General features: G+C 60.1%; 27 protein-coding genes and 1 pseudogene. 14 read left to right on the forward strand and 14 right to left on the reverse strand.

Features of this window, described 5'->3' with window-relative positions:
- Positions 1-152: 152 nt before the first annotated feature.
- Genes AB4N64_RS18130 through AB4N64_RS18140 form a run of 3 tightly spaced genes read right to left on the reverse strand, consistent with a single transcriptional unit; the run spans position 153 to position 3,443 of the window.
- On the reverse strand, positions 153-1,157 hold the full coding sequence (locus AB4N64_RS18130) for a 4-hydroxythreonine-4-phosphate dehydrogenase PdxA (protein ID WP_460117259.1): 1,005 nt from the start codon (positions 1,155-1,157) through the stop codon (positions 153-155).
- Positions 1,154-2,110, reverse strand: coding sequence for an amidohydrolase family protein (locus AB4N64_RS18135; protein ID WP_460117260.1), 957 nt, complete (start codon positions 2,108-2,110; stop codon positions 1,154-1,156). The genes AB4N64_RS18130 and AB4N64_RS18135 overlap by 4 nt, the downstream gene beginning before the upstream one ends.
- The gene (locus AB4N64_RS18140; RefSeq protein WP_460117261.1) at positions 2,103-3,443 is read right to left on the reverse strand and encodes an MFS transporter; all 1,341 of its coding nucleotides are present in this window, start codon (positions 3,441-3,443) and stop codon (positions 2,103-2,105) included. The genes AB4N64_RS18135 and AB4N64_RS18140 overlap by 8 nt, the downstream gene beginning before the upstream one ends.
- A 376-nt stretch (positions 3,444-3,819) precedes the next feature.
- Here AB4N64_RS18140 and AB4N64_RS18145 point away from each other — a divergent pair, with 376 nt between their 5' ends.
- From AB4N64_RS18145 to AB4N64_RS18160, 4 genes are all read left to right on the forward strand, one after another.
- A complete protein-coding gene (locus AB4N64_RS18145; RefSeq protein ID WP_460117262.1) occupies positions 3,820-4,836 on the forward strand; it encodes a Bug family tripartite tricarboxylate transporter substrate binding protein in 1,017 nt (338 codons plus the stop codon).
- A gap of 52 nt (positions 4,837-4,888) precedes the next feature.
- A complete protein-coding gene (locus tag AB4N64_RS18150) occupies positions 4,889-5,422 on the forward strand; it encodes a tripartite tricarboxylate transporter TctB family protein (RefSeq protein ID WP_460117263.1) in 534 nt (177 codons plus the stop codon).
- The gene (locus AB4N64_RS18155) at positions 5,419-6,945 is read left to right on the forward strand and encodes a tripartite tricarboxylate transporter permease (RefSeq protein ID WP_460117264.1); all 1,527 of its coding nucleotides are present in this window, start codon (positions 5,419-5,421) and stop codon (positions 6,943-6,945) included. Before AB4N64_RS18150 ends, AB4N64_RS18155 begins: the two co-directional genes overlap by 4 nt.
- A gap of 64 nt (positions 6,946-7,009) precedes the next feature.
- Positions 7,010-7,951 (forward strand): LysR family transcriptional regulator, encoded by a 942-nt coding sequence (locus AB4N64_RS18160; RefSeq protein WP_460117265.1) that lies wholly within the window; start codon positions 7,010-7,012, stop codon positions 7,949-7,951.
- A gap of 948 nt (positions 7,952-8,899) precedes the next feature.
- On the opposite strand, the gene AB4N64_RS18165 is transcribed toward AB4N64_RS18160, so the two are convergent.
- The gene (locus AB4N64_RS18165) at positions 8,900-9,838 is read right to left on the reverse strand and encodes an aspartyl/asparaginyl beta-hydroxylase domain-containing protein (protein ID WP_460117267.1); all 939 of its coding nucleotides are present in this window, start codon (positions 9,836-9,838) and stop codon (positions 8,900-8,902) included.
- A gap of 205 nt (positions 9,839-10,043) precedes the next feature.
- Positions 10,044-11,018 carry a cysteine synthase A gene (gene cysK, locus AB4N64_RS18170; protein WP_460117268.1) on the reverse strand — a complete coding sequence of 325 codons (975 nt, stop codon included), beginning with the start codon at positions 11,016-11,018 and terminating at the stop codon, positions 10,044-10,046.
- A 126-nt stretch (positions 11,019-11,144) separates the two neighbouring features.
- Here cysK and AB4N64_RS18175 point away from each other — a divergent pair, with 126 nt between their 5' ends.
- Positions 11,145-12,221, forward strand: coding sequence for an AsmA family protein (locus AB4N64_RS18175; protein WP_460117269.1), 1,077 nt, complete (start codon positions 11,145-11,147; stop codon positions 12,219-12,221).
- Here the strand turns inward: AB4N64_RS18175 and AB4N64_RS18180 are convergent.
- Positions 12,218-12,721: a DUF2442 domain-containing protein gene (locus AB4N64_RS18180; protein ID WP_460117270.1), complete on the reverse strand. Its 504-nt coding sequence runs from the start codon at positions 12,719-12,721 to the stop codon at positions 12,218-12,220. The two genes, AB4N64_RS18175 and AB4N64_RS18180, sit on opposite strands and share 4 nt — an antisense overlap.
- On the reverse strand, positions 12,709-12,903 hold the full coding sequence (locus AB4N64_RS18185) for a DUF4160 domain-containing protein (protein ID WP_460126796.1): 195 nt from the start codon (positions 12,901-12,903) through the stop codon (positions 12,709-12,711). Before AB4N64_RS18185 ends, AB4N64_RS18180 begins: the two co-directional genes overlap by 13 nt.
- Before the next feature lie 236 nt (positions 12,904-13,139).
- Between AB4N64_RS18185 and AB4N64_RS18190 the strand changes: the two genes are divergently transcribed.
- Both AB4N64_RS18190 and AB4N64_RS18195 read left to right on the forward strand, forming a co-directional pair.
- On the forward strand, positions 13,140-13,985 hold the full coding sequence (locus AB4N64_RS18190; protein WP_260522592.1) for an AAA family ATPase: 846 nt from the start codon (positions 13,140-13,142) through the stop codon (positions 13,983-13,985).
- 24 nt (positions 13,986-14,009) lie between these two features.
- Positions 14,010-15,188 (forward strand): vWA domain-containing protein, encoded by a 1,179-nt coding sequence (locus AB4N64_RS18195; protein WP_460117271.1) that lies wholly within the window; start codon positions 14,010-14,012, stop codon positions 15,186-15,188.
- A gap of 93 nt (positions 15,189-15,281) precedes the next feature.
- On the opposite strand, the gene AB4N64_RS18200 is transcribed toward AB4N64_RS18195, so the two are convergent.
- The 3 genes from AB4N64_RS18200 to AB4N64_RS18210 are packed head-to-tail and all read right to left on the reverse strand — an operon-like array spanning position 15,282 to position 17,658.
- Complete coding sequence (locus AB4N64_RS18200; protein ID WP_460117272.1) at positions 15,282-16,208, reverse strand: 5-oxoprolinase subunit C family protein; 927 nt, start codon at positions 16,206-16,208, stop codon at positions 15,282-15,284.
- On the reverse strand, positions 16,205-16,909 hold the full coding sequence (locus tag AB4N64_RS18205; RefSeq protein WP_460117273.1) for a 5-oxoprolinase subunit B family protein: 705 nt from the start codon (positions 16,907-16,909) through the stop codon (positions 16,205-16,207). The genes AB4N64_RS18200 and AB4N64_RS18205 overlap by 4 nt, the downstream gene beginning before the upstream one ends.
- Complete coding sequence (locus AB4N64_RS18210) at positions 16,906-17,658, reverse strand: 5-oxoprolinase subunit PxpA (RefSeq protein WP_460117274.1); 753 nt, start codon at positions 17,656-17,658, stop codon at positions 16,906-16,908. The genes AB4N64_RS18205 and AB4N64_RS18210 overlap by 4 nt, the downstream gene beginning before the upstream one ends.
- A 199-nt stretch (positions 17,659-17,857) precedes the next feature.
- Between AB4N64_RS18210 and AB4N64_RS18215 the strand changes: the two genes are divergently transcribed.
- Complete coding sequence (locus tag AB4N64_RS18215; protein WP_460117275.1) at positions 17,858-18,772, forward strand: LysR family transcriptional regulator; 915 nt, start codon at positions 17,858-17,860, stop codon at positions 18,770-18,772.
- Between the two features lie 111 nt (positions 18,773-18,883).
- On the opposite strand, the gene AB4N64_RS18220 is transcribed toward AB4N64_RS18215, so the two are convergent.
- Genes AB4N64_RS18220 through AB4N64_RS18230 form a run of 3 tightly spaced genes read right to left on the reverse strand, consistent with a single transcriptional unit; the run spans position 18,884 to position 20,739 of the window.
- Positions 18,884-19,429, reverse strand: a complete 546-nt coding sequence (locus AB4N64_RS18220; RefSeq protein WP_460117276.1) for a DUF2937 family protein — start codon at positions 19,427-19,429, stop codon at positions 18,884-18,886.
- A gap of 11 nt (positions 19,430-19,440) precedes the next feature.
- Positions 19,441-20,217, reverse strand: coding sequence for a class II glutamine amidotransferase (locus AB4N64_RS18225; protein ID WP_460117277.1), 777 nt, complete (start codon positions 20,215-20,217; stop codon positions 19,441-19,443).
- Between the two features lie 24 nt (positions 20,218-20,241).
- Positions 20,242-20,739, reverse strand: a complete 498-nt coding sequence (locus AB4N64_RS18230) for an MFS transporter (protein WP_460117278.1) — start codon at positions 20,737-20,739, stop codon at positions 20,242-20,244.
- A gap of 125 nt (positions 20,740-20,864) precedes the next feature.
- On the opposite strand from AB4N64_RS18230, the gene AB4N64_RS18235 reads away from it, so the two are divergent.
- Together AB4N64_RS18235 and AB4N64_RS18240 are read left to right on the forward strand one after the other, a co-directional pair.
- A complete protein-coding gene (locus AB4N64_RS18235; RefSeq protein WP_460117279.1) occupies positions 20,865-22,904 on the forward strand; it encodes a S9 family peptidase in 2,040 nt (679 codons plus the stop codon).
- A 192-nt stretch (positions 22,905-23,096) separates the two neighbouring features.
- Positions 23,097-23,570 carry a Crp/Fnr family transcriptional regulator gene (locus tag AB4N64_RS18240; RefSeq protein WP_460117280.1) on the forward strand — a complete coding sequence of 158 codons (474 nt, stop codon included), beginning with the start codon at positions 23,097-23,099 and terminating at the stop codon, positions 23,568-23,570.
- On the opposite strand, the gene AB4N64_RS18245 is transcribed toward AB4N64_RS18240, so the two are convergent.
- A complete protein-coding gene (locus AB4N64_RS18245; protein WP_460117281.1) occupies positions 23,567-23,860 on the reverse strand; it encodes a hypothetical protein in 294 nt (97 codons plus the stop codon). The two genes, AB4N64_RS18240 and AB4N64_RS18245, sit on opposite strands and share 4 nt — an antisense overlap.
- A 93-nt stretch (positions 23,861-23,953) precedes the next feature.
- On the opposite strand from AB4N64_RS18245, the gene AB4N64_RS18250 reads away from it, so the two are divergent.
- The 4 genes and pseudogenes from AB4N64_RS18250 (at position 23,954) to AB4N64_RS18265 (ending at position 26,183) form a co-directional block, all read left to right on the forward strand.
- Positions 23,954-24,640: a spermidine synthase gene (locus AB4N64_RS18250; protein WP_460117282.1), complete on the forward strand. Its 687-nt coding sequence runs from the start codon at positions 23,954-23,956 to the stop codon at positions 24,638-24,640.
- Between the two features lie 49 nt (positions 24,641-24,689).
- Positions 24,690-25,061 (forward strand): YajD family HNH nuclease, encoded by a 372-nt coding sequence (locus tag AB4N64_RS18255; protein WP_007944009.1) that lies wholly within the window; start codon positions 24,690-24,692, stop codon positions 25,059-25,061.
- Positions 25,062-25,249: 188 nt separating this feature from the next.
- Positions 25,250-25,720: an RNA methyltransferase gene (locus AB4N64_RS18260; RefSeq protein ID WP_095171660.1), complete on the forward strand. Its 471-nt coding sequence runs from the start codon at positions 25,250-25,252 to the stop codon at positions 25,718-25,720.
- A gap of 86 nt (positions 25,721-25,806) precedes the next feature.
- Positions 25,807-26,183 (forward strand): annotated as a pseudogene (locus AB4N64_RS18265) (YgaP family membrane protein).
- The last annotated feature ends 124 nt before the right edge of the window (positions 26,184-26,307 follow it).

The raw sequence follows: 26,307 nt of genomic DNA on the forward strand, positions 1-26,307 counted from the left end.
CGTGGATCGGGTTATCAGGTGCCAGGATAAAAAACTATGGGAGCGAGCCTGCTCGCGATAGCGGACTGTCAGTCACCATAAAGGTGCCTGTACAGCCATCATCGCGAGCAGGCTCGCTCCCACAGGAATTTAACTTGAGATGAAAACCGTCATCAGTGGCGGTTACTGCCCATCCGACACGCAATCTCGAAGGCCTGCCGAATGGCGCCGGGGTTGGCCTTGCCCTGGCCTGCGATATCGAAGGCGGTGCCGTGGGCCGGGGTGGTGATCGGGATCGGCAAGCCGCCCTGCACGGTCACGCCACGGGAGAAGCCCATTAGCTTGATCGCGATCTGGCCCTGGTCGTGATACATGGTCACCACGGCATCGAAGGCACTGGCATCGCCCTGGACCTTGAGAAAAATCGTATCGCCCGGGTACGGCCCTTCGGCGGCAATACCCGAGGCCTGTGCGGTACGAACGGCCGGGCCGATGATGTCCAGTTCTTCACGGCCGAACGAGCCGTTGTCGCCGTTATGCGGGTTGAGGCCGCAGACGCCGATACGCGGTTTTTCCAGGCCACTGCGCTTGAGCGCGGTGTCAATCAACTGGATCGCCTCCACCACTCGCTGCTGCGTGAGCATCCCCGGCACTTCGGCCAACGCCACATGCGAGGTCACCCGCGAGGTCCACAGATTGTCGAGCACGTTGAACTCGCAGAACGGCCCGTGGAAATCCAGCAGCTCGGCGAACCAGTGCAGTTCGTCATTGTGCGCCATCCCGGCCATGTGCAATGACGTCTTGTTCAGCGGCCCGAACAAGACCGCGTCGGTGGTGCCGGCTTCGGTCAGGCGCAGGGCCTTTTCCAGGGTATCGAGGCTGTAGCGACCGCCGATGACACTGGCTTCGCTGCGCGGGAATTCGCCGAGGGTGTCACCACGAAAATCATAAAACAGCGGCGTGTCGTCGGTGAACGCCAGTTGCTCCAGCGACTCCACGCGACGGTAGGGAAATTCCTGGCCGGCGAGGCGCATGCCACGACGCATTTCCGCTTCGTCGGCAATCAGGATCACATTGGCCTGGCTGCGCACCTGGGGTTCTGCGAGCAGGCGTGCGATCAGCTCCGGGCCGATGCCGGCAGGATCACCCAGGACCATGGCGATGGTTGTCTTTCTCATGCTTCACTCCTCAAGGATTCAGGTCGCGTGCGGTCGATGGCGCACGGCTCGCAGCGATACACCCGCTGCGCGTTGCTGTAGAACAGTCGCTCCTGATCGGCCCAGGGCAGGTCAGCAACGATGGATTTGAAACCGCTGTAAATGTCATCGAACGAGCCACACAGGCTGTCCACCGGGAAGTTGCTGGCGAACATCACGCGACCAGTGCCAAACATGGCGATCACTTCGCGCACGATCCACGCGTTGTCCTTCGCCCGCCACGCCTGGCCCTTGAGGCCGAGGCCAGAGACCTTCACCTGCACGTTCGGCCACTCGGCCAGCCGCGCCATCGCCCGACGCCAGCCGGCCAGGCCTTCAGCGCTGCGGTCGCTGGGCAAACCGGCGTGATTGAGGATCAGCGTAGTGCCGGGAAAGTCCCGGGCCAGGCGCTCGGCTTCGTGCAGGTTCCACCAGGGCGTCTGCAAATCGAAGTGCAGCCCCAGGCCTTGCAAGGCGGCGTAGCTGCGGCGCCAATGTTCATCACTCATCAGGCTGCGCACATGGCCGACCTGCGCGGGGGATGTCGGCCCACCGGGCTTGTGGCGCACGCTGCGCACACACTTGAACGACGCTTGCTCGGCGAGCACGGCCAGGGCATCCGGGTGATCGAGCCAGGCTTGCGCCACCACCGCATTCGGCACGCCGTAACGGGCCGCCAGTTGCTCGATGAAACGGGTCTCGCCAATCGGGTCCTGCGGGTCCCACTCGGTTTCGATGTACACCGTTTGCACGACCTTGTGTGCACCGGCATCGGCGAAGTAATCGTCGGGAAAATAGCGCCGCTTGATCGCGCTGTAGTCCCCGTAGCGAAACGCAATGTTGGCCTCGGGGGCGAGCCACGGATGCGGGTTGATCGTCGGGTCCCAGAAATGATGATGGGCATCGATGATCAGGCCGTCGTACATCTTAACCATGGCGCACCTCGTCGAGACTGATGAACAGCGTTGCCAGTACAAACACCGCCGAACATACCGCGAAGAAAGCCAGCACCGGCGCGAAACCGCCGGCCATTTGCAGAATCACACCCACCAGGATCGGTACCGCGATACCACCAACGCTGCCGGCCATGTTCATTACGCCGCCAATCAGGCCGACACGCGCTGGCGCTGCCAGCAACGCCGGGAAGCTCCAGTAGAGGCTGCCCCACATCAGGAAAAATGCGGTCATGGCCAACAGCGCCACCGCCGCAAAAGGATCGCTCAAGGTCGGCAGCAACAGGAACGCGCCGAGCGCGATCAAACCGGAAAATGCCAGCAGCCCCTTGACCGCCACGCCTCGACGAACGCCCTTGCGGATGAGCGCGTCGCAGAGAAAACCACCCGTCAAAGAGCCCAACGCACCGCAGATGAAAATGACGAACGTCGCCGCGCCAATACCCTTGATATCAAAACCACGGGCCTGAGCCAGGTAGCTCGGCCCCCAGGTCAGCAAACCGAAATACACCATCGCCCAACTGGCGCGACCGACCAGCAGACCACTGAGGGAACGTGCAGCGATCCCAAGACCCTTGACCGACATCTGCGCAGCTTCGGCGGCCGGTGTCGCGCGCCCTGCATTGATCTTCTCCAGCTCCTGCGCATTCACCTGCGGGTGAGTGGCCGGGTTGTCGCGTAAATAGCGCCACGCCACCCAGCCCAGCACCAGCGTGGCGATACCGGCGATCAGGAAGGCCAGGCGCCAGGAGTCCAGGGTGGCAATCAGGTAGGCAATGATCAGCCCGCCAAGCGCAACACCCAACGGACTGCCGCTGTCCATCAGCACCGCACCGCGACTGCGCTCACTCGGTGCCAGCCACAGCGAAATCAGCTTGCCGCCCGACGGGAACAACGGCGCCTCGGCGGCACCCAGTGCAACCCTGGCGAACAGCAAGGACAATCCGCCGGTGGCAAACGCCGCGAGCACCTGGAAGGTCCCCCACAGGCCCGTAGACCAACTGATCACCCGGTGCGGTCCGAAACGATCGATCATCCAGCCGCCGGGAATCTGCAACAGCGCGTAGGCCCAGAAGAAGCTGCTGAGAATCAGCCCTTGTGTGCTCGGTGACAGTGAAAACTCGGCGGCGATGGTCGGCATCGCAATCGACAGCGAAACCCGGTCGATCAGGTTGACCATCGTCAACGCGAAGATGATCGCGAAGATCTTCCAGCGTACGTTGCTGGCCTTGGTGGTACCTGCCCGCGGTGCGGCTGATACGGCGGTTTGGGCATCGGCTTCGGGCAGATGCAGGGACGCACTGGGACGAGCCATGGTGCTTACCTCGACTTATTATTTTTGTGGTACAGCGTGCCGCTTCTGGACGGCTCGGTGAGCACTATCGAAGGCTCAGCGATAACCGTCTAATCAAACCTGGAAATACGGCGATAGCCACGGGTTATGGCAGATCCCGCTTTCAACGACCTTTCAACCCGGTCACGTTACCGACAAAATACCCTTAAACCGCTCTGGAACGGCACATTCGATAACTGTCACAATTCGTGTCCAAGCGAGCGATAACCCCAGGCTATCGGTATATGTATTGTTTTGACTAGACGCGAGAGCGGCGCCTTCCCACACTCGGGCCAGGCTTGCAGCTCTCGAGCACCGACAAGTCACTCATAACAACTACAAAAACGAGGCCCTTCCAATGCGAAATGCATTCGTCCGTCGCACCTCCCGTCTGTTCCTTGGCTGTACGCTGGTGGCTGCAGGCGCCCTGCCCGCCCTCGCCCATGCCGCCTGGCAACCGGACAAGAACGTCGAGATCGTCGTGGCCGGCGGCCCCGGTGGCGGCACCGATCAACTCGGCCGTCTGATTCAGTCGATCATCACCACTCACAAGCTGCTCGATGTGAACACCATCGTCCTTAACAAGGGCGGTGGAAACGGAGCCGAGGCTTTCCTCGACCTGAAAATGAACAAGGGTGATGCGGAAAAACTGGTGATCGGCACCAACAACATCTACCTGTTGCCACTGGTGTCCAAGCTTGGCTACCAATGGCAGGAGCTGACCCCAGTCGCCGCCGTGGCCGAGGATGACTTCATTCTCTGGAGCTACAAGGGCGCGCCGTGGAAGGACGCCAAGGGTTTCTACGAAGCGGCCAAGGCCGATCCTTCGAAGATGCGCATGGGGGGCAGCCAGTCCAAGGACGTCGACCAGACCCTGACCCTGCTCCTGAACCAGACCAACAACAGCAAGCTGGTGTACATCCCGTTCAAGAGTGGCAGCGAAGCCGCGACGCAGTTGGCGGGCAAACACATCGCCGCTAACGTCAACAACCCCGCTGAAAGCATCAGCCAATGGCGTGGCGATCAGGTCGAGCCGCTCTGCGTGTTCAGCCGGGAACGCATGAACTACACCGAGAAGGTCGCCGGCGACAAGTCGTGGGCCGACGTTCCGACTTGTCACGAACAGGGCTTGGGCATCGACCAGTATCGTTTCCCGCGCACCGTGTTCATGCCCGGCGAAGTGACTGCCGAGCAGCGCGCGTTCTATGTCGAGCTGATGCGTAAGGTCACCGAGACGCCCGAGTTCAAGGCTTACGTGAAGCAAAACGCTTTGGTGCCGACCTTTCTGGAGGGCGAGCCACTGGCCGCCTATATCGAAAAAGACACCGCCCGCGTCACCCCGGTGTTCAAGGAAGCCGGCTGGCTGAAAAACTGAGTCTGTGACGGCCGTACCCCCGGGCACGGCCGTCGCCTCTGGAGGTGTCTTCATGTCCCATTCTTCGGATTCACCGGCACTGGTCGGGACCCGCTGGGTCGAGCTCGGCCTGGCCCTCTTCACTGCGCTGATCGGCGCGGTGGTGATGTATGGCAGCGTCGAACAAGGTATCGGCTGGGGTGATGCCGGCCCTGAACCGGGGTATTTTCCTTTCTACATCGGCCTGATGCTGTGCGCCGCCAGCGTGGCCAACGGCGTGTTGACCCTGGTGCGCTGGCAAGCACTGAACATTGCCTTCGTCAGCCGCAGCGCGTTCAAGCAAGTGCTGTCGGTGTTCATCCCCATTGCCCTGTTCGTCGCCGCCATGCCGTTTACCGGCATCTATGTGGCTTCGGCCTGCTTTATTGCCTGGTTCATGTCTCGTGACAAGGTCCGCGCCAAGCCTTACGGCAAGTGGATGATTGCCTGCGTGTCCCTCGGCGCTGCATTGGCCAGTTATCTGATTTTCGCGTTGTGGTTCAAGGTCCCGCTGGATGCAGGTCCCCTGGGCGACTGGATTGCCATGGCCTGGAGACACTTCAAATGAGCGAATTCGATTCCCTGTTGCAAGGCATGAACCTGATCCTCACACCGGGCCACATCGGCCTGATGGTGGTCGGCGTGCTGTTGGGCATTCTGGTCGGCGTGTTGCCCGGCCTCGGCGCCCCCAACGGCGTCGCGTTGCTGCTGCCGCTGACGTTCACCATGTCGCCGGTGTCGGCGATCATCCTGCTGTCGTGCATGTATTGGGGCGCGCTGTTCGGCGGCTCGATCACCTCGATCCTGTTCAACATACCCGGCGAGCCCTCATCGGTGGCGACGACGTTCGACGGCTACCCCATGGCCCGTGAAGGTCGTGCCGCCGAAGCCCTGACCGCCGCGTTCAGCTCCGCGCTGATCGGCGCACTGGCCGGGGTGTTGCTGCTGACCTTCCTGTCGACCAAGATCGCCGCGTTTGCCATGACCTTCAGTTCACCGGAGTTCTTCGCGGTGTACCTGCTGGCGTTCTGTACCTTTATTGGCATGAGCAAAAACCCGCCGCTGAAAACCGTGGTGGCGATGATGATCGGTTTCGCCATGGCGGCCGTCGGCATGGACACCGTCTCCGGCAACCTGCGCCTGACCTTCGACCAGCCGATCCTGATGACTGGCATCAGTTTCGAAGTGGCGGTGATCGGCTTGTTCGGCATCGGCGAAATCCTCTGCACAGTCGAAGAAGGTCAGGTGTTCCGTGGCGAACGTGCCCGGATTACACCCATGGTCATCCTGCGGACCTGGGCGAAACTGCCGCGCTACTGGTGGACGATTGTGCGCAGCACGCTGGTGGGTTGCTGGATGGGCATCACCCCCGGCGGCCCGACGGCAGCCTCGTTCATGAGCTACAGCATGGCGCGGCGCTTCTCGAAAAATCGCGAAAACTTCGGTAAAGGGGAAGTCGAAGGGGTGATCGCCCCGGAAACCGCCGACCACGCGGCGGGCACCAGCGCCCTGCTGCCGATGCTGACCCTGGGCATTCCGGGCTCGGCCACGGCGGCAGTGATGCTTGGCGGCTTGATGATCTGGGGCCTGCACCCTGGCCCGACGCTGTTCGTCGAACAGCATGATTTCGTCTGGGGCCTGATCGCGAGCATGTACCTGGGCAACGTGGTAAGCCTCATCGTGGTGCTGGCTACGGTGCCGCTGTTCGCTTCGATCCTGCGTATCCCGTTCTCGGTGATTGCACCGATCATCATCATGGTTTGCGCCATCGGTGCCTACACGGTGCACAACTCGTTCTTCGACGTGGTGCTGATGCTGGGCTTTGGCGCACTCGGGTATCTGTTCAAAAAGCTGGGCTATCCGATTGCACCCCTGATTCTGGCCGCCGTGCTGGGCGACAAGGCGGAAGATGCATTCCGCCAGTCGATGCTGTTCTCCGACGGTCACATTGGTATCTTCTGGTCCAACCCACTGGTGGGCAGCCTGACCACCGCCGCCCTGCTGATGCTGTTCTGGCCACTGATTTCCAAGGCACTGGCCAGCGTGCTCGGGCTGCGTAAATCCCCTGTCGGCAAGACCAAATCGGTGTAGTGATGCTGGCAATGCCTGACATTTATTGTCAGGCTTGCCGCAGTCTTTTCTGCGAGTGTCGTCCATGACAAGAATTCCTGAAGCCAATGTGATCCACAGCCGACTGCGACTGCGCCAATTGCGGCTGATGCTGGCGTTGCAGGAATTCGGTTCATTGCGCCGCGCCGCCGATCACATCGGCATGACTCAACCGGCAGCGACCAAAATGCTGCACGAGGCCGAGGACCTGTTGGGCGTCGAGCTGTTCGAGCGTCTGCCCCGGGGCATGCGGTCCACCCCGTTCGGCGAGACCGTGATTTATTACGCGCGCATGGTTTTTGCGGAGCTGAGCGGCATGCGCGAAGAACTGGTCGCCCTCGAATCCGGCAACCTGGGACGAGTGGCCGTCGGGGCCATTCCGGCATTGGCCTCGGGCTTGCTGACCCGCACCATCGCCACCTTGAAACAGAGCCATCCGCGACTGTCGATGAGCATTCAGGTCGACACCAGCGACGTGCTGGTCCAGGCCCTGTTGCAGGACCAGCTCGACATCGTCCTCGGGCGCATCCCCGCCGGTGCGCGGACCGAGGAGTTGTTGTTCGACAGCCTTGGCGAAGAGGCACTGTGCGTGATTGCCAGTGCGCAGAACCCGTTGGCCAAAGAAAAACACCTGAGCTGGGCGGAGCTGCAGAACATGACCTGGGTGCTGCAACAGCAACCGAGCCCCATGCGCGCGATCATCAATCAAGTGTTTCACAATGCGCGAGTCGACATACCCAGCAGCATCGTCGAAACCACCTCGATCATGACCTTGCTGTCATTGATCCAGCAGACCGACATGCTTGGCGTCACGCCGGTTTCAGTGGTCGAGGACTACCCCGGCCGGGATCTGCTGGCCGTGCTGCCGATCAAATTCGAAGCACGACTGCCGCCGTATGGCTTGATCACCCGGCGCCATCGCATTCAATCGTCGGCCATGCAGGCGTTCATGAATTCGGTGCGGGCCGAGCATGCCCTGAGCAAATAAAAAAAGGCCTGGCGCCATGCGCCAAGCCGACGATCCAGCGGCTGACAACAATTGCAATGACTTGGACAAAGGGCCAGTAAAGACGTAACGCGCACAGTTACCTAGGCTTGGGATTCACGGCAGCGTCCAGCGAGGACAGGGAATGCACAGGATCACATGCCAAGGGAACGGGCTTATCTTCGGTATCAGCTGTACAAATCACAGGCGAGAAAACAGGCTGTTTCGAGCGTTGTTCAACTTCTTCACGTCAGAGCTGGCTCTGCGGCTGTGGACTTATCGAATGTGCGTTTTGAGCCAATTGACAGGCAAGCATTAAGTGCTTTTGACCGGTGGGAGGATCCACATTTCTCATGGCATGAGGTCATCGAGTGGAAGGCACGGGAGCCGCTGGGTCTGGACCTTGCCATCTGGTTCAACGCCGAGCTGTGTGGGCTTTGTTTCGCGAACCCAAATAACAGCCGGCAACGAATCCGTATCGTGAGATTGGAAGGGAGTCCGAGGAGCGCACACCCTTTGAAGGGACGTGTTGCAACTCTCGCCATGATAGTCGTTGAGCAATACGCGCAGGTCATGGGTGCTCGTTTGCTCGAAATTCAGGAGCCACGAGCAGGTGCGGTTTCAATCTATCAGCAGCTTGGCTTTGAGTACGATCGAGAAGGCCGACTTGTCAAAACTTTGGAGAACCTTGTATTTTGAAGACTGTTCAATTGATGACCAGCGGTGGAGGGAATATGCGCAGAACAATCAAAAAATCTTCCACAAGGCAAAGCGCTCATGTTGCGCAAAGCAAAGCAATGGCGGGAGAACTGACGGCGAGCCAACGCCGCCTTCTTCAACTACTCGTCACGGGCATCGTAGGCGAAGAACCCAATCTGCTCGCCGGCCGCCCCTGAAAATGGGCAAAAAAAACCGCTCCCAGGGAACGGTTTTTTCATTGCACGGGCGCATTCATCCGAACAGCCAGTACCCCAGCAACGTCAACACCACGACGGCCAACACCGGCCGCAGTACACGGTAGGCTTTGGGGTGGCGGCGCTTGAACTGCTTGACCACACCACTGATCTTGTCGCTGGAACGCTTGCTCCAGGCATACGCCTGGTTGATGCCACCCACGCGCTCATCGTCAAGATTCTGCGGCGCCGTGGCGCGTCCCAGGAAAGCGCTAACCCGTCGGTTGATGCTGGTCATCAGGCGGTTGCTCAAGGGGCGTTCGATGTCGCAGAACAGGATGACCCGGGTCTGCTCGGTTTCGTTCTTCACCCAATGCACATAGGTCTCGTCGAACATCACGTCATCGCCATCGCGCCAGGCGTACACCTGGCCATCGACAAAGATGCGACAGTAGTCGGAGTTTGGCGTCGACAGGCCCAGGTGGTAACGAAGGGAGCCGGCAAATGGATCGCGGTGCGGGTTCAGATGACTACCGCCTGGCAGCAACGCGAACATGGCGCCCTTGACGTTGGGGATGCTACTGACCAGCGCCACGGTTTTCGGGCAGAGGGTTTCGGCCGACGGCAAGGGTTTGTCGTACCACTTGAGGTAAAAACGCTTCCAGCCTTTCTTGAAGAACGAACCGAAGCCCGCGTCGTTGTTCTTCTCGGCGGCACGGATGTACCCCTCGTCGAACAGGTGCATCGCTTCATCGCGGATCACCTGCCAGTTGTCCTTGAGCACGTCCAGTTCAGGGAATTTGCTGCGATCCAGATAAGGCCGCGAAGGCACGGCGGAAAACAGATACATCAAGGCGTTGTAAGGCGCAAACAGCGCCGAATGGTTGACGAATTGGCGCAAGACCGGCAAGCGCGCCTTGCCGCGCAGGTGCACATATAGCGTGCTGCCCAGAAACAGCAATAACAGCGACGCTTTCACGGCAAAGGAAAAGGTCATCGACAACTCCTTGAAAATAAGCAACTTTGCGCAACGCCATGTACCCGACGTGGCAGCCAGCCATGATAAGCGCTAAAGACCTTTGAAAAAACCCGACTGATTCAACATTCAGTGTTGAGGATTGCGTAACAAACCCTGGTTAACATAAACCTCCTGAACAGGGGCTGACGGTGATCAGCCCCTGCCCTACAGGCGACGGTAGCGCTTAGGCCTGGGTTTCCTGCTCGGTGAACAGGTCACTGAAGAGCATGCTCGACAGATAACGCTCGCCGGAGTCAGGGAAAATCACCACGATGGTCTTGCCCTGCATTTCCGGGGTTTCGGCCAAACGCGCTGCCACGGCCATCGCTGCACCGCAGGAGATGCCACACAGAATCCCTTCCTCTTGCATCAAACGCAGGGCCATGGCCTTGGACTCTTCGTCGCTGACCAACTCGACCCGGTCAACTATCGACAGGTCGAGGTTCTTCGGCACAAACCCTGCACCGATCCCCTGGATTTTGTGCGGGCTCGGCTTGATTTCATCGCCCGCCAATGCCTGGGTGATCACAGGCGATACCACTGGCTCGACCGCCACCGACAGAATCGGTTTACCCTGAGTGTTCTTGATATACCGCGAAACCCCGGTGATGGTTCCACCGGTGCCGACGCCGGCCACGAGCACATCGACAGCGCCGTCGGTGTCGTTCCAGATTTCCGGACCCGTGGTTTTCTCATGAATGGCCGGGTTGGCAGGGTTTTCAAACTGCGCGGGCATAAAGTGCCGGGACGGGTCGGCAGCGACGATTTCAGTCGCCTTTTCGATGGCGCCTTTCATACCTTTGGCCGGCTCGGTCAACACCAGTTCGGCGCCCAGCGCCTTGAGCACCTTGCGACGTTCGATGCTCATGGAGGATGGCATCGTCAGGATCAGCTTGTAGCCTCGTGCTGCCGCGACAAACGCCAAACCAATGCCAGTGTTGCCGGAAGTCGGCTCGACGATGGTCATGCCCGGTTTCAGTTTGCCGGAGCCTTCAGCGTCCCAGATCATGTTCGCGCCGATCCGGCACTTGACCGAATAACCCGGGTTGCGCCCCTCGATCTTGGCCAGGATGGTCACGCCGCGCGGCGCGATGCGGTTGATTTGCACCAGCGGCGTATTGCCGATGGAGTGGGCGTTGTCAGCAAAAATACGACTCATGACCGGGTCCTTGATGCAGCGTTGATTAGCCCATCACGGTATGCCTGTTGCCGGTGCTCGTCCAGTCAGGTCGAACGTCCGCCGGCCATCGGAGTCAATGCATTACATCGCCAGGGATTTACCATCATGAAACGTCGCTACAGCTGGCCCTTGTGGATACTTGTTGGCCTCATTGTGTGCCTGATTACCTTGCACATCGCGCTGCCCTACATGGTGCGCGACTATCTCAATGGAAAACTCGCCGACATGGGCGATTACCGTGGCCAGGTGACTGATGTGGACCTCGCGTGGTGGCGCGGCGCCTACAAGATCAACGGCCTGAAAATCGTCAAGGTCGATGGCAAGGTCCCGGTGCCCTTCGTCGATGCACCATTGATTGACCTTGCCGTCAGCTGGCATTCGCTGATCTATGAGCATGCGGTGGTCGCGCAGGTGCAGTTCTTCAACCCGCAAGTCAACTTCGTCGATGGCGGGCCCAACAAACAGAACTCCCAGACAGGTGAAGGCACCGATTGGCGTGAGCAACTGGGCAAGCTTCTGCCCATCACGCTGGATGAAGTGCGCATCTACGACGGCAAGATCAGCTTCCGCAATTTCAATTCCAAGCCGCCCGTCAACATGAACGCGACACAGGTGAATGCGAGTTTCTACAACCTGACCAATGTGGTCGACAAGGATGGCAGGCGCGACGCGAGTTTCGAAGGCAAAGCGTTGCTGTTGGGACATGCACCGCTGGAAGCCACCGCCACGTTCGATCCCCTGAGCAACTTTGAAGACTTCGAATTCCGTCTGCGCGCCAAGGACATCGAACTCAAACGCATGAACGATTTTGCATCAGCCTACGGCAAGTTCGATTTCAACGCCGGCCACGGAGATGTAGTGATCGAGGCGCAAGCGAAAAAGGCCCAATTGACCGGGTACATCAAACCTCTTCTGAAGGACGTTGATGTGTTCAACTGGCAGCAGGACGTGGAGAACAAGGACAAGGGTTTATTCCGCTCCATCTGGGAAGCCATTGTCGGCGGCTCGGAGACGGTACTGAAAAATCAGGGCAAAAATCAGTTTGCAACGCGCGTCGAATTGAGTGGCAACGTGCACCGGCAAGATATCAGCGCATTCCAGGCGTTTCTGCAGATTCTGCGCAATGGTTTCATCCAGGCCTTCAATGCCCGCTATGAGCGCCCCAAGCCTGATGCGGGTTAAGGTTTGGGCCTCACGGTATAACGACCGGAGTCCTCGGCCACGCGCGCTGCGTTTGCCTGCTGTTGTAGAAAATCCCAGCCCAGGCATGCCAGCGCCAAGGATCGAGGCACCGACTCACGACCGCTGCTGTAGCGACTGATGCTGCGGGCGCTTACCCCCAGCGCCTGCGCCGCCTGATTGAGCGGCAGGCCCGTGCGGGCACGCCAGTCGATGAAAATTCGGGTATTTTCGTCCGTGGCGTTCTGCGCCAGCGCATCCAGATACAGCGTGTCTGCGCCGATCTGGATGTCCTGTTCGGGCCATTCCACACTCCAGCCATCATCGCCAAGGGCAGCCCCTTCGAATGCCCCCGGCGCCAATAGCGGCTGCAACCCTGGAAAGGCCAGCAGATCACGGTTCAGGTCGAGAGTCAGTTGCTGTCCATCGATAAACGTCAGCGCCAGGCGGTTGTCGGGCAAAGCCTTCACGGCAGACAACCTTGGCCGTTTCATGGGTAACATCGTTTCCACTCCTCCAGCAGTTGCGCCTGATGGGCGCGGACCCCATCCAGGGCTTCTTTGATAATCAGAGGCGGTGCCAGGCCCATCGTGACTTTGACGGGTTCAAGGCTGAGCACGACATCCAGCCCGCCACCGACGAGGTGGACATGGGGTGGCGGATAGTCTCGTTCGCGCAGTTGAATACGGTATGTATCTCGAAATCGATATTAAGTAGACATGAGGCGCAAGCTATCGCCAAAATGGCGATATCTCAATACTGGCAAGCCGCCGAGACTGAGTCAAGATGTGACGCTCCATTCAGAGACTGAATAAGCCGTCTGCGTTCCCAGTCGACCGGCCTGCGCGTTATAGTCGGGGACTTGATTATTGCGCCCCGCCCCTGCCCGTCAGGCCGGCTTTACCGTTCGAGGATTAGCAGATGAAGTTCGAAGGCACCCAGGCCTACGTCGCCACCGATGACCTGAAGCTGGCGGTGAACGCCGCCATCACCCTGGAGCGCCCGCTGCTGGTCAAGGGTGAACCGGGCACCGGCAAGACCATGCTGGCCGAACAACTGGCAGAATCCTTTGGCGCCAGGCTGATCACCTGGCACATCAAGTCGACCACCAAGGCGCATCAGGGCCTCTACGAATACGATGCAGTCAGCCGCTTGCGTGATTCGCAGCTGGGCAACGAAAAGGTCCACGATGTTCGTAACTATCTGAAAAAAGGCAAGCTCTGGGAGGCGTTCGAATCCGAGGAGCGGGTGATCCTGCTGATTGATGAAATCGACAAGGCCGACATCGAGTTCCCCAACGACCTGCTGCAAGAACTCGACAAGATGGAGTTCTACGTTTACGAGATCGACGAGACGATCAAGGCGAAGCAGCGGCCGATCATCATCATTACCTCCAACAACGAAAAAGAGCTGCCGGACGCTTTCCTGCGCCGCTGCTTCTTCCACTACATCGCGTTCCCGGATCGCACCACCCTGCAAAAAATCGTCGACGTGCACTACCCGGACATCAAGAAAGACCTGGTCAGCGAAGCGCTGGACGTGTTCTTCGATGTGCGCAAGGTGCCGGGCCTGAAGAAAAAACCGTCGACCTCTGAACTGGTGGACTGGCTGAAGCTGCTGATGGCCGACAACATCGGCGAAGCGGTACTGCGCGAGCGTGATCCGACCAAGGCGATTCCGCCGCTGGCCGGGGCCCTGGTGAAAAACGAACAGGACGTGCAATTGCTGGAGCGTCTGGCTTTCATGAGCCGTCGCGGCACTCGCTAAGCACGTGTAAAAGGGGCCGACGCCATGTTGCTCAACCTGTTCAATGAAATGCGCGCCGCCAAGGTGCCGGTCTCGGTTCGCGAACTGCTGGACCTGATCAACGCGCTTAAACAGCGCGTGACCTTCGCCGACATGGACGAGTTCTATTACCTGGCCCGGGCGATCCTGGTGAAGGACGAACGGCATTTCGACAAGTTCGACCGCGCCTTCGGTGCCTACTTCAACGGCCTGGAGAAACTCGACGACCACCTCCAGGCGCTGATCCCGGAAGACTGGTTACGCAAGGAATTCGAGCGCTCGCTGACCGATGAGGAGCGGGCGGCGATCCAGTCGCTGGGTGGCCTGGACAAACTCATCGAAGAATTCAAGAAACGCCTGGAAGAACAGAAGGAACGCCACGCCGGCGGCAACAAATGGATCGGCACCGGTGGCACCAGCCCGTTCGGCTCAGGCGGCTTCAACCCGGAAGGTATCCGGGTTGGCGATGCCGGCAAGCGACAGGGCAAGGCGGTCAAGGTCTGGGACCAGCGCGAGTACAAGAACCTCGACGACTCGGTGGAACTGGGCACCCGAAACATCAAGGTCGCCCTGCGCCGCCTGCGCAAATTCGCCCGTCAGGGCGCAGCGGAAGAACTCGACATCGATGGCACCATCGATCACACCGCCAAGGATGCGGGCCTTTTGAACATCCAGATGCGTCCGGAGCGCCGCAACACGGTCAAGCTGTTGCTGCTATTCGACATTGGCGGATCGATGGATGCACACGTGAAAACCTGCGAGGAACTGTTCTCGGCCTGCAAGACCGAGTTCAAGCACCTGGAGTACTTCTACTTTCACAACTTCATTTATGAATCGGTGTGGAAGAACAACATGCGCCGCACTTCCGAGCGCACCTCGACCATGGACCTGCTGCACAAGTACGGGGCCGACTACAAAGTGATCTTCATCGGTGACGCTGCCATGGCGCCGTACGAAATTACCCAGCCCGGCGGCAGCGTCGAGCACTGGAACGAAGAAGCCGGTTACGTGTGGATGCAGCGGTTCATGGAGAAGTACAAAAAACTCATCTGGATCAACCCGTATCCAAAAGATACCTGGGGTTATACGTCCTCGACCAATATCGTGCGGGACTTGATCGAGGACCAGATGTACCCGCTGACGTTGCGGGGGCTGGAGGAAGGAATGCGGTTTCTTTCCAAGTAGTTTTGTGGTGCCTGATGTGGCGCCATCGCGGGCAAGCCCGCTCCTACAGATGCTCAGCAAACCTCTGTAGGAGCGGGCTTGCCCGCGATGCTTTTAGCTATCGGAAAAACGCCGCAGGTATTCAACCTGCTCCCGATGCGCAACCTCCTGCACCACCGGCCGTAACCGCACCTGCGCTCCCGGCAGACTCTGCGCCAGCCGCGCCAACGCCAGCGGCGTCAACGCACCAAGGCGTGGATAACCCCCGATGGTCTGGCGATCGTTGAGCAACACGATTGGCTGACCGTCTGGCGGCACCTGCACCGCGCCCAGCGGAATACCTTCGGAAATCATCGGTTCCCCCTGATAAGCCAACGCCGGACCCAGCAGGCGCATGCCCATGCGATCGGCACGGCTGTCGAGTGTCCAGGGGCTGTTGAATGCATCGAACAGACTTTGGCCACTGAACTCACCGATCTGCGCCCCCACGATCACATCCAGTGGCGCATCGAGTTTGAAATCCGGCACCTGTCCGGTTGGCACCTCCCGTACCAGCAACGGCGCATCGGCGTGATAGCTCAACGACGCGCCCTTGACCAACGCATGCCCTCTGCCATCCAGCCCGCCCAGCTCTTCACGCACTACGGTGGCACAACTGCCCAGCACCCGCGGTGCCTCAAATCCGCCCGGTGCGGCGAGATAAGCCCGCGCGCCCAATAGCGGCTGGGTGAACTGCAAACGTTGGCCTTTGCGCATCTTGAAACTGCGCCAAGGCATCAGCGCCTGACCGTCCAGTTGTGCGCCAAGATCCGCCCCCGCCAAAGCCAGCAGGCAATCTTCTTCGGCTCCCACGGTAAATCCGCCCAGGGTGATTTCGATGACGGCGGCCCCCAAAGCATTGCCCAACAACCAGTTGGCCCACGACATCGAACGCCAATCCAACCCGCCGCCTTGGGTCACGCCCAGGTGGCGTACACCGAATCGACCGGCGTCCTGCAACAGGCACAATGGCGTGCTCGCTTCGATTGAGAGCCGGCTCATGCTTGAACCTCCAACGGCGTGTCGTCACCGCCCAGGTTGATGAACTCGGCATGGCTGATGGGGGCGAACCGCGCGGTGTCACCCGGCTGCATCAGGCTGTACCCCTCGCGATCGCGGTCGAACAATCGGGCCGGTGTGCGACCGATCAGGTTCCAGCCACCTGGAGAGACAGCCGGATAAGCGGCAGTCTGCCGTTCGGCGATCCCGACGCTCCCCGCCGCGACCTTCTTGCGCGGGGTATTCAGGCGCGGCGCGGCCAGCGCTTCCTCCACCAGCCCCATGAAAGCGAAGCCTGGTGCGAAACCCAGCGCGAACACCTGGTACTCACGCTCGCTATGACGGCAGATCACTTCCTCGACTGTCAAACCGCTGCGCTTGGCCAACAGGCTCAACTCCGGACCGACGCTCAGGTCGTACCACACCGGCAACACATGGCATTGGCCACTGCTGCGGGTATTGGGTGACAGATCGATCAACGCCTCGGCGATCAGCTCTCGAGCCTGCGCAGGACTCAAGGCATTGAGATCGTAATGCACCATCAGCGTCGTGTAGGACGGCACCAGGTCGATGAGCTGTCCGGCAAATGCTGCACGCAGGTTGTCGCTGGCAGCGAGCATCCACGGCATGTTGCTTTCGGCGATTTCGTCGAACAGGCGCACCATCAGGCAATCCAGTGCGACGCCTTCGATGCGCAGCTTCATGATGCCCCCAACTGATCAAGGGCTTCACGAATCCGTTGCACCGCCGCCACCGAACTGGCGTTGTCGCCGTGGACGCAGAGGGTGTTGGCCCTCAAGTGCAGGGCGCTGCCGTCGCTGGCGGTAAGCGGCTCGCCACGGGCAATCTTCAAGGCCTGGGTGATGATCGTTTCCGGATCGTGGTGCACGGCACCCGGCAGTTGCCGCGAAACCAACCGGCCGGCACTGTCGTAGGCGCGGTCGGCGAAGGCTTCAAACCAAAGGGTCACACCGTATTCATCGCCCAATTGCTGCGCGGCGCTGTTGTCGCGGGTGGCCATCAGCATCAACGGCAATGTCGAGTCGTAGGCTGCAACAGCCTGTAGCACCGCACGCAATTGCGCAGGGTTGGCCATCATGTCGTTGTACATCGCGCCGTGGGGTTTGACGTAGCTCACCCGTCCACCCTGCGCCCGGCACAGACCATCGAGAGCGCCGATCTGGTAATGCAGGATGTCTTGCAGTTCTTGCGCGGTGTACACCATGGAACGCCGGCCAAACCCCACCAAATCCTGATAGGCAGGATGCGCGCCAATCTGCACGCCGTTACTCAGCGCCAGGCTGACGGTCTTGCGCATGATGCTCGGGTCCCCTGCGTGGAACCCGCAGGCAATGTTTGCGCAATCGATGAAGGGCATGACCTCGGCGTCCAGACCCATGGTCCAGTTACCGAAACTCTCGCCAATATCGCAGTTCAATAGCAGACGGCTCACGGTGAACACTCCTGTTGGCTTTGTTCTTTTCAACGGCGGGCAAATCTTCGCGCTGATTTTACGGGTATTGTCCTGAGCCCCGACGACGCCTATCGTGAGAACCGGATGCGGTGATTTTTGGGCGCACTGCCCTGTCGCGTCCAACTAATTAAATCCTGTTCCAGACATAAGAAAAATTTATCCCCCCCGAGCAACCCCCATGAACCTGAAGTTTCTCGAGACCTTCGTCTGGGTCGCCAGACTCAAGAGTTTTCGCCTGACTGCAGACAAGCTGTTCACCACCCAGGCCTCGATTTCCAGTCGCATTGCCGTACTCGAGAGTGAGCTGGGCGTGAAGCTGTTCCTGCGTGATTCGCGCGGCGTGAGCCTGACGCCTGAAGGCTTGAAGGTACTTGAGCACGCCGAGCAGATGATGGACACCATGCAGGCGCTGAAACAGTCGATCGAGACGCGCTCCAGCAAGGTCGGCCGGGTGCGCATCGGCGTGATGGACACCGTCATCCACACCTGGCTGAGCCCCCTGGTCGCGCAGATGACCGAGCTGTACCCGCTGGTGGAAATCGAACTGGTGGCCGATACCTCGCTGAACCTCTGCGATCAGTTGCAAAAAGGCTTTCTCGATGTGGCCTTGCAAACCGATCTGTTGCGACAGGAAAGCGTGCGCAGCCTGGAATTGGCCAGCCACCCGATGGGCTGGATCGCCGCCAGCAATTCCCTGTACAACCGAGCGTATTCAGGTGTCGCCGACCTCGGCAACGAACGCATCATCACCTACTCGAAAAACTCCCACCCGCATCAACAAGTGCTCGCGCTGATGCAGGCCAACGGTGTGATGACGCCCAAGCTGAACTGCGTGAACTCGGTGTCGGCGATCACCCGGCTGCTGCGGGACGGTTTTGGCATCGCGGCGTTGCCACCCGTGCTGGTAGCCGAAGAGCTGGCGAGCGGGGAGTTGACCCTGCTGGCCATCGACCAACGGCCGCCGGATTTGCAGGTGGTGGTGTCGTGGCGCACCGGGGTGGAGTGGGTCGAGGAGATTGTGGCGTTGTGTCAGCGGGTGCTGACGGACTACGCGAGTCGGGTGGGGGATAACTACGTCGTGCTGGCACGCTGAAGTGACCCTCCCCTGTAGGAGCGAGCTTGCTCGCGATAGCGGTTTGTCAGTCACCCATGGTGTGGCTGGTTGACCGCTATCGCGAGCAAGCTCGCTCCTACAGGGACTATTTCACTGCAACCCACGCACATCCCGGTCTTCGATCGGCCGGCTCTGGCGCAGGCGTCGGCCGCCCAGCACCACCCAATCGATCAGGCGGAACAGGCACTCGATGCCGAACGACAACAGCAACGCACCGCTCATGCCCCAGATCATCGCTTCGGGCGTCAGCAGGATCTGATAGCTGTAGCCGTTCCAGGTTTCCTTGCGGATATCCGGGTCGGCGGCCAGTACCACTTGCAGGAAACGCACGTACCAGGGCCCCTGCATGGCCTGGAACTGTTTATCCAGCGCCACCTGGCGGGTCAGCAGGTGGCTCAGGCTGTCGGCGTCGCTGCGAAATATCGGGTCTTCGCTGGCGCGGTAATGAGCGACCAGCGCCTGCATGTCGCCCTTGAAGAACTGGTTGGCGGTGTTCTGAAAACCGCTGAGGCTGGTCTGCGCCTCGATCAGGTGCGCTTCGATACGCTTGGTGTAGTCGTTGATGAAGCCTGGCACCTGGACACCAATCAACAGGCCCGCCGCGAACAACACCAGCCGTAGATAACTGAGCAACATGAGAGCGTCCTTTATTCGGTCTTGCCTTGGCTGACGCATTCACCACGTCGCCACAGGCTCCATTGGCCCGGCTCGTAGCGGGTCCAGGTTTCGTTTTCGGTCAAAGGTTCGGTGGCGATCACCGTCACCACGTCGTCGGGCGTGGTCTCGGCCTGGAAGTCGACGATCACATCGACATCTTTCAGGCGCGCCGGGCCAAACGGTGCGCGACGGGTAATCTGCGCCAATTTCGTGGAGCAGTAGCAGAACAGCCAATCGCCGTCGCTGAGCAGGCAATTGAATACGCCTTTGCTGCGGTATTCGGCGCAAGCGGCCACCAGGTCCGGCAGCAACGCTTGGACGTCCACCGGCTCGGGGAACCCGGCGCGTACGCGGTTGAGCAAATCGCAGAACGCCGCTTCGCTGTCGGTATCGCCAACAGGGCGGTAGAAGCTGGTGGTCGATTGAAAATCCGCCAACTGGCCGTTGTGCGCAAAACACCAATTTCGCCCCCACAGCTCTCGCACGAACGGGTGGGTGTTGGACAGGCAGACCTTGCCGACGTTGGCCTGGCGGATATGCCCGATCACCACTTCGCTCTTGATCGGATAGCGCTGCACCAGATTGGCGACTTCCGACTCGCTGCTCGCCGCCGGATCCTGGAACAGGCGAAGGCCGCGCCCCTCGTAGAATGCAATGCCCCAGCCATCACGATGAGGGCCGGTACGCCCGCCGCGCTGCATCAACCCGGTGAAGCTGAACACGATATCGGTCGGGACATTGGCGCTCATGCCCAATAACTCACACATGCTCGGACTCTCTGTAAGGCAGGGTTACAAACGCGGTTCGACCCGCATACGCTGCGGGTTGCTCGGGACTGGCGGACGACCATAACGGTCATCTCCTGCACCGCCGAACGGTTGGTCGTCGTCCGGCTCGTCGACGCGGGCTGCCGCCTTCGCGGCCTCCGCCCGTTCCTTGCGAGCGCGGGCGTTACGCTCGATGGGGAAGCGGATCGCAACGAAGACCAGATAGATACCGAAGGCAATCATGCCGTACATGAGCAGGTCGGAGATGGCGCGCCATGCGTTGTTACCGACCTTGAACGCGAGGTCCAGGGTGGTGATGGCGATGGCCGGGGCAACTTTTTCCTTCACCGGGTCGATGATCGTCGGGCTGAACAACAGCACTGCGCCCAACACCCGCAGGGGCTCTCGCAGCCAGCGCCACATCCAACGGGTAATGCGCATCCACACCAACAGGCAGCCCAAAGCGGCGAAGGCATAAAGGCCCCAAGCGATCAGATAGTCGTTCTCGGTCATGGTGTCCATGGCAAGGCAAGCAAATAGGGGCTTATAGTAACGACTTTTTGCACGTCCGGCTTGTCCCAATACCAGGCCATACGCGCTCCCACAGGTTGCAAAACCCTATTTCGTGCACTCTTCGAGAACCATTCATGTCTCAATCCGCCCCCATCGCCCACACAGCCCCAGGCTCTGACCCGTATGCCTGGCTGCAGGAACGCGACACCGACGCGGTCCTCGACTACCTGAAAGCGGAAAACAGCTATCAGGAAGCGCAAACCGCCAATCAGGCCGGGTTGCGCGAGACCCTGTTCGAAGAGATCAAGGGCCGGATCCTGGAAACGGACCTGTCGTTGCCGTCACCGTGGGGCCCGTACCTGTATTACACACGCACCACCGCCGGCGACGAGTACGCTCGCCATTATCGGTGCCCGCGCCCGGACGACGATAGCCTGCAACTGGACGAAAGCCGCGAACAACTGCTGCTGGATCCGAACGAGCTGGCCAACGGTGGGTTCTTTTCCCTCGGCACCTTCAGCATCAGCCCGGATCACCAGCGCCTGGCCTACAGCGTCGATGCTACAGGCGATGAGATTTACACCCTGTTCGTCAAGGAATTATCCGACGGTCGTGTCAGCGAACTGGAGTTCCAGGACTGCGACGGCAGCATGACCTGGGCCAACGACAGCCTGACGCTGTTTTTTGGCGAACTGGACGACACGCACCGACCGCACAAGCTGTATCGTTATCGACTGGATGGCACAGCGGCTGAAGAAGTGTTCCATGAGCCCGACGGCCGCTTCTTCTTGCATTGCTACCGCGCAAGCTCCGAACAGCAATTGTTCCTGGCCCTGGGCAGCAAGACCACCAGCGAAATCTGGGTGCTCGACGCCTGTCAGCCGCAGCAGCCGTTCAGCTGCATCGCACCACGGGTTGAAGACCATGAGTACGACGTCGATCATGGTGTGCTCGACGGTCAATGGACATGGTTCATTCGAAGCAACCGCGACGGCATCAACTACGCCCTGTACACCGCTGTCGATACCGGCGTGGCACCCACCGAAGCCGACTGGCGCCTGCTCATCGCGCATCGCGACAGCACCATGATCGAAGGCATGAGCCTCAATGTCGGGGCCATGACCCTGAGCCTGCGCGAAGGTGGCCTACCGATCATCGAAGTGCACCCACAGGATTTGCCGAGTTATCGGGTTCAATTGCCGGATGCTGCCTACAGCCTGCACGTGCAAAACAGCCTGGAATTTGAAAGCGAGCGCATCCGCCTGCGCTACGAGGCGCTGAATCGCCCGGCGCAGATTCGCCAACTGGACCTGGTCAACGGCGACCAGACCGTTTTGAAAGAAACCCCGGTACTCGGTCCGTTCGATGCCGACGCCTACGTCAGCCAGCGACTGTGGGCGACCGCACCGGACGGCACGCAAGTGCCGATCAGCCTGGTGGTCAAACGCGACGCTTTGGGCAAACCTACGCCGCTGTACCTCTACGCCTACGGTGCCTACGGCCAGAGCCTCGACCCGTGGTTCTCCCACGCACGCCTGAGCCTGCTCGATCGCGGCGTAGCGTTTGCCATTGCCCACGTGCGCGGCGGTGGGGAATTGGGTGAAGCCTGGTATCGCGCCGGCAAGCAGGAACACAAGCACAACACCTTTGACGACTTCATCGCCTGTGCCGAGCACTTGATTGCCAATGGCTACACCACCTCGCCTCAACTGGCAATCAGCGGCGGCAGCGCGGGCGGTTTGCTGATCGGCGCGGTGCTCAATATGCGCCCCGACCTGTTTGGCGCAGCGATTGCCGAAGTGCCGTTCGTCGACGTGCTCAACACCATGCTCGACCCGGACTTGCCATTGACCGTCACGGAATACGACGAGTGGGGCAATCCTCAGGAGCCACAAGTCTATGATCGGATCAAGGCTTACGCACCGTACGAAAACGTCACCGCACAGGCGTATCCGGCAACGCTGGTGATCGCCGGCTACAACGACAGCCGCGTTCAATACTGGGAAGCCGCCAAGTGGGTGGCCAAACTGCGCGCCACCAAAACCGACGACAACCTATTGCTGCTCAAGACTGAGCTGGGCGCGGGCCATGGCGGGATGAGCGGCCGATACCAGGGATTGCGTGACGTAGCACTCGAATACGCATTTGTTTTCGCGGTTTTGGGCATTGCCTGAGGAACTTGGCCGCCAGGACGGGTCATAAACGAAATCCCGTGGCTACGAAGATCCCTGTAGGAGCGAGCTTGCTCGCGATAGCGGTGTGTCAGTCACTATAAATATTGACTGGTATACCGTCATCGCGAGCAAGCTCGCTCCTACAGGGGGGCGTGGAATCGATATCAGCAACAATAAAAAGACCGTGATCACATGTCAGAACCGACCTTGTTGAACAATGAAATCCGCGATTGGCTGATGGACTGTGGCTTGTTCGCTCAATTGCTGCCCGCCGACTTTGCGGCGGCATCCGGCTATTTCAGCATCAGCACGGTGGCCGAGGGCGAAGTGATTTTCCAGGAAGGCGATGCCGGCAGTTTCATGTGCATCATCCACACCGGCCAGGTGGCAGTGCAGAAAACCAACAGCGACGGGCAGCGAGTGACCATGGCCACCCTGCGCAGCGGTCGGGCCTTCGGCGAAATGGCCGTGCTCGATGGCGAACGCCGCTCCGCCAGTTGCGTGGCCGCGAGCAACTGCCAACTGCTCAACCTTGGCAAGGATTCACTGGAAAAAATGCTCAATGACGCGCCGAAGATCGCCGCCAAGATCATCCGCGCCTTGGCCGTTTCCCTGTCCAAGCGCCTGCGCATGGCCGACGGTCAGCTCCTTTCGCAACAGGTCTAACCCCCCGGCGATTTAACCTTGGGTACGTTTGGCTCGATCCCCGGCACCGGCTGATCCCTGGCGGGTGGAGTCGGCGGGAGGATCGGCGGCAGCAATGGGGCCCCGCCGCTGCCGGGCCCCGACTTGGGAATGCTGTTGGGGGTAATTTGCGGATACGGTGTCGGCGTCGCAGTGCCGGGCGACCCAGGCAGTGGCGCAGGCGTGGTCGGAATGGCTTGCAGTTCCTGAGCGGACACTGCAGTTATCGAGAGCGCGGCCAGTGCGATGATCGTTAGAATGATGCGCTTCATCAAGGGCTCCGTTAACCTTGTTGTCTGCTTGCAGGCTACTCCCAACTGCGCTCGTTTGCTTTCACCAATGCCCATTCTTCTCAAGAGAACCCCATGAAACGTTTCGTCCTGCTCGACACCGCCCCTATTCCTGGCAACGGCGGAGCCCTTTGCCTGTTCGAATACGGCGAGGACTTTGTCATCAAGATCCAGGGCGGGGATGGCGGGCAACTGATGAACACGCGCATGCACGGCTCCGAAGATGCGCTGGCCGAGATTCCCTGCCGCAAAGTCGCCGGACGTCCGAATTCGCGAGTGCTGATCGGTGGCCTGGGCATGGGGTTCACCCTCGCTTCGGCGCTCAAGCACCTGGGCAAAAATGCCGAAGTGGTGGTCGCCGAACTGGTGCCTGGCGTGGTGGAGTGGAACCGCGGGCCGCTGGGCGAAAAGGCCGGCAACCCCCTGCAAGATCCTCGCACGGTGATCCGCATGGAGGACGTTGCCAAGGTGCTGCAAGCCGAGCCCCAAGGGTTCGACGCCATCATGCTCGACGTCGACAACGGCCCGGAAGGCCTGACCCAGCGTGCCAACAGCTGGCTCTACTCCGCCAGTGGCCTGAGTGCCTGCGCCAAGGCCCTGCGGCCCAAGGGCGTGCTGGCGGTGTGGTCGGCCAGCGCCGACCGGCTGTTTTCCGACAAGCTCAGGAAAGCCGGTTTCAAAGCCGAGGAAGTGCAGGTCTTCGCCCACGGTAACAAGGGCACCCGCCATACCATCTGGGTTGCCGAGAAGCTCAAGGGCTGAGCTAAACTGCATCCATAACCGTCATTAGTCTTTTTACAAAGGTGAACCCATGAGTTCGTCCACCCCTACCAACACGTCGAAACTGGACCGCATCCTCGCCGACAACCAGCGCGACAAGGAAATGGGTTACCGCGACAAGGCCCTGAAGATGTACCCGCACGTGTGCGGCCGCTGCGCCCGTGAGTTTTCCGGCAAGCGCCTGAGCGAACTGACCGTGCACCACCGTGACCACAATCATGACAACAACCCGCAGGACGGCTCGAACTGGGAGCTGTTGTGCCTGTACTGCCACGACAATGAGCACTCGCGCTACACCGACCAGCAGTATTTCGGCGAAGGCTCGCTGAGCACGCCGAAGATCGCCAAAGCGACGCACAACCCGTTTGCGGCGTTGGCTGGGTTGATGAAGAAGGAAGACTGAAGGTTTTCGCTGGCCGATCTGGCCTCATCGCGGGCAAGCCCGCTTCTGCAGTGGATTTGTGAACGACAAGCCCCCTGTAGGAGCGAGGGTGCTCGCGATGAGGCCGGCAAACTCATCACAAATCTCAACCCGACACCCCTCCCCCAATCCCCGTATAATCGCCGTTTTTTCCCGAAGGCACCCCGCTCGTGGCAGACAAACGGTACAGCTGCATTGGTTTGTATAACCCCAAATCACCGGAAAATGTCGGTTCGGTCATGCGCGCCGCCGGCTGCTATGGCGTGGCATCCGTGTTCTATACCGGAAAGCGTTACGAGCGCGCCGCCGACTTCGTCACCGACACCAAGCGTGTGCATTACGACATTCCGTTGATCGGCATCGACGATTTGAAAAAAATTCTGCCGCTGGGCTGTGTACCGGTTGCCGTGGAACTGGTGGAAGGGGCTCGCTCGTTGCCGGAATACACCCATCCGGATCGTGCCCTCTACATCTTTGGTCCGGAAGACGGCTCACTGGATAAAGAGATCCGTGACTGGTGCGAAGACGTGGTCTACATCCCGACCACCGGTTGCATGAATCTTGCGGCCACGGTCAACGTCGTGCTCTACGACCGCATGGCCAAAGGCCTGAATACCCGCTCGGGTCCGAAATTTCGCTGAACCGCTGCGTATCCGATGGAACAAGCCGCCCGCCCAGGCAGTCAGCTTAGTTATCTGAAACAGTCAAACCTGCCAGGAGACAGATCATGAGCGAACTCAAACGCGTCGAGCGCATCGAATCCACCCCGTTCCAGAGCCCCTCCGATAAAAACGTTCACGGTTGGGAACGTGTTGGGTCGTTGGCGGGGGGGCGGTGATGGTCGGCAAGGGCCTGCGTCGCGGCGGTATCCTCGGCCTGATCCAGGTGGCCATCGGCGGCGTGGCGTTGGCACGTGGCATCACAGGGCACAGTTCTGCCAAGAGCCTGTTGGAAAAAAGTCGTCAGGACATGAACAACGTGCGGGCGAAGATCGAGCGGGCCGGAGAAGAGTTGGGCCGGCTGAAAGCCAATGCCGAGGCGGCGACCAGCACGGCGACCGTGACGGGCAATGATTCGCTGAAGTCGCCTAAAGCTGGGGCCTGACCCAGCGTTCCCCCACTCCCCTGTAGGAGCGAGCATGTCGAGGCGTCGAACCGTCGCGATGGTCGTCAACGATGACGCTGGCTGTCTGAATGCCAGCGGTGCCTGAGCCACCATCGCGACGGTT

The organism is Pseudomonas sp. S2_C03 (assembly GCF_054668405.1).

Excerpts from the sequence above, each read along its gene's own strand:
- AB4N64_RS18130 (WP_460117259.1), bottom strand. The coding sequence starts at position 1,157 with ATGAGAAAGACAACCATCGCCATGGTCCTGGGTGATCCTGCCGGCATC.
- AB4N64_RS18135 (WP_460117260.1), bottom strand. The coding sequence starts at position 2,110 with ATGGTTAAGATGTACGACGGCCTGATCATCGATGCCCATCATCATTTC.
- AB4N64_RS18140 (WP_460117261.1), bottom strand. The coding sequence starts at position 3,443 with ATGGCTCGTCCCAGTGCGTCCCTGCATCTGCCCGAAGCCGATGCCCAA.
- AB4N64_RS18145 (WP_460117262.1), top strand. The coding sequence starts at position 3,820 with ATGCGAAATGCATTCGTCCGTCGCACCTCCCGTCTGTTCCTTGGCTGT.
- AB4N64_RS18150 (WP_460117263.1), top strand. The coding sequence starts at position 4,889 with ATGTCCCATTCTTCGGATTCACCGGCACTGGTCGGGACCCGCTGGGTC.
- AB4N64_RS18155 (WP_460117264.1), top strand. The coding sequence starts at position 5,419 with ATGAGCGAATTCGATTCCCTGTTGCAAGGCATGAACCTGATCCTCACA.
- AB4N64_RS18160 (WP_460117265.1), top strand. The coding sequence starts at position 7,010 with ATGACAAGAATTCCTGAAGCCAATGTGATCCACAGCCGACTGCGACTG.
- AB4N64_RS18165 (WP_460117267.1), bottom strand. The coding sequence starts at position 9,838 with ATGACCTTTTCCTTTGCCGTGAAAGCGTCGCTGTTATTGCTGTTTCTG.
- cysK (WP_460117268.1), bottom strand. The coding sequence starts at position 11,018 with ATGAGTCGTATTTTTGCTGACAACGCCCACTCCATCGGCAATACGCCG.
- AB4N64_RS18175 (WP_460117269.1), top strand. The coding sequence starts at position 11,145 with ATGAAACGTCGCTACAGCTGGCCCTTGTGGATACTTGTTGGCCTCATT.
- AB4N64_RS18180 (WP_460117270.1), bottom strand. The coding sequence starts at position 12,721 with ATGTTACCCATGAAACGGCCAAGGTTGTCTGCCGTGAAGGCTTTGCCC.
- AB4N64_RS18190 (WP_260522592.1), top strand. The coding sequence starts at position 13,140 with ATGAAGTTCGAAGGCACCCAGGCCTACGTCGCCACCGATGACCTGAAG.
- AB4N64_RS18195 (WP_460117271.1), top strand. The coding sequence starts at position 14,010 with ATGTTGCTCAACCTGTTCAATGAAATGCGCGCCGCCAAGGTGCCGGTC.
- AB4N64_RS18200 (WP_460117272.1), bottom strand. The coding sequence starts at position 16,208 with ATGAGCCGGCTCTCAATCGAAGCGAGCACGCCATTGTGCCTGTTGCAG.
- AB4N64_RS18205 (WP_460117273.1), bottom strand. The coding sequence starts at position 16,909 with ATGAAGCTGCGCATCGAAGGCGTCGCACTGGATTGCCTGATGGTGCGC.
- AB4N64_RS18215 (WP_460117275.1), top strand. The coding sequence starts at position 17,858 with ATGAACCTGAAGTTTCTCGAGACCTTCGTCTGGGTCGCCAGACTCAAG.
- AB4N64_RS18220 (WP_460117276.1), bottom strand. The coding sequence starts at position 19,429 with ATGTTGCTCAGTTATCTACGGCTGGTGTTGTTCGCGGCGGGCCTGTTG.
- AB4N64_RS18225 (WP_460117277.1), bottom strand. The coding sequence starts at position 20,217 with ATGTGTGAGTTATTGGGCATGAGCGCCAATGTCCCGACCGATATCGTG.
- AB4N64_RS18230 (WP_460117278.1), bottom strand. The coding sequence starts at position 20,739 with ATGGACACCATGACCGAGAACGACTATCTGATCGCTTGGGGCCTTTAT.
- AB4N64_RS18235 (WP_460117279.1), top strand. The coding sequence starts at position 20,865 with ATGTCTCAATCCGCCCCCATCGCCCACACAGCCCCAGGCTCTGACCCG.
- AB4N64_RS18240 (WP_460117280.1), top strand. The coding sequence starts at position 23,097 with ATGTCAGAACCGACCTTGTTGAACAATGAAATCCGCGATTGGCTGATG.
- AB4N64_RS18245 (WP_460117281.1), bottom strand. The coding sequence starts at position 23,860 with ATGAAGCGCATCATTCTAACGATCATCGCACTGGCCGCGCTCTCGATA.
- AB4N64_RS18250 (WP_460117282.1), top strand. The coding sequence starts at position 23,954 with ATGAAACGTTTCGTCCTGCTCGACACCGCCCCTATTCCTGGCAACGGC.
- AB4N64_RS18255 (WP_007944009.1), top strand. The coding sequence starts at position 24,690 with ATGAGTTCGTCCACCCCTACCAACACGTCGAAACTGGACCGCATCCTC.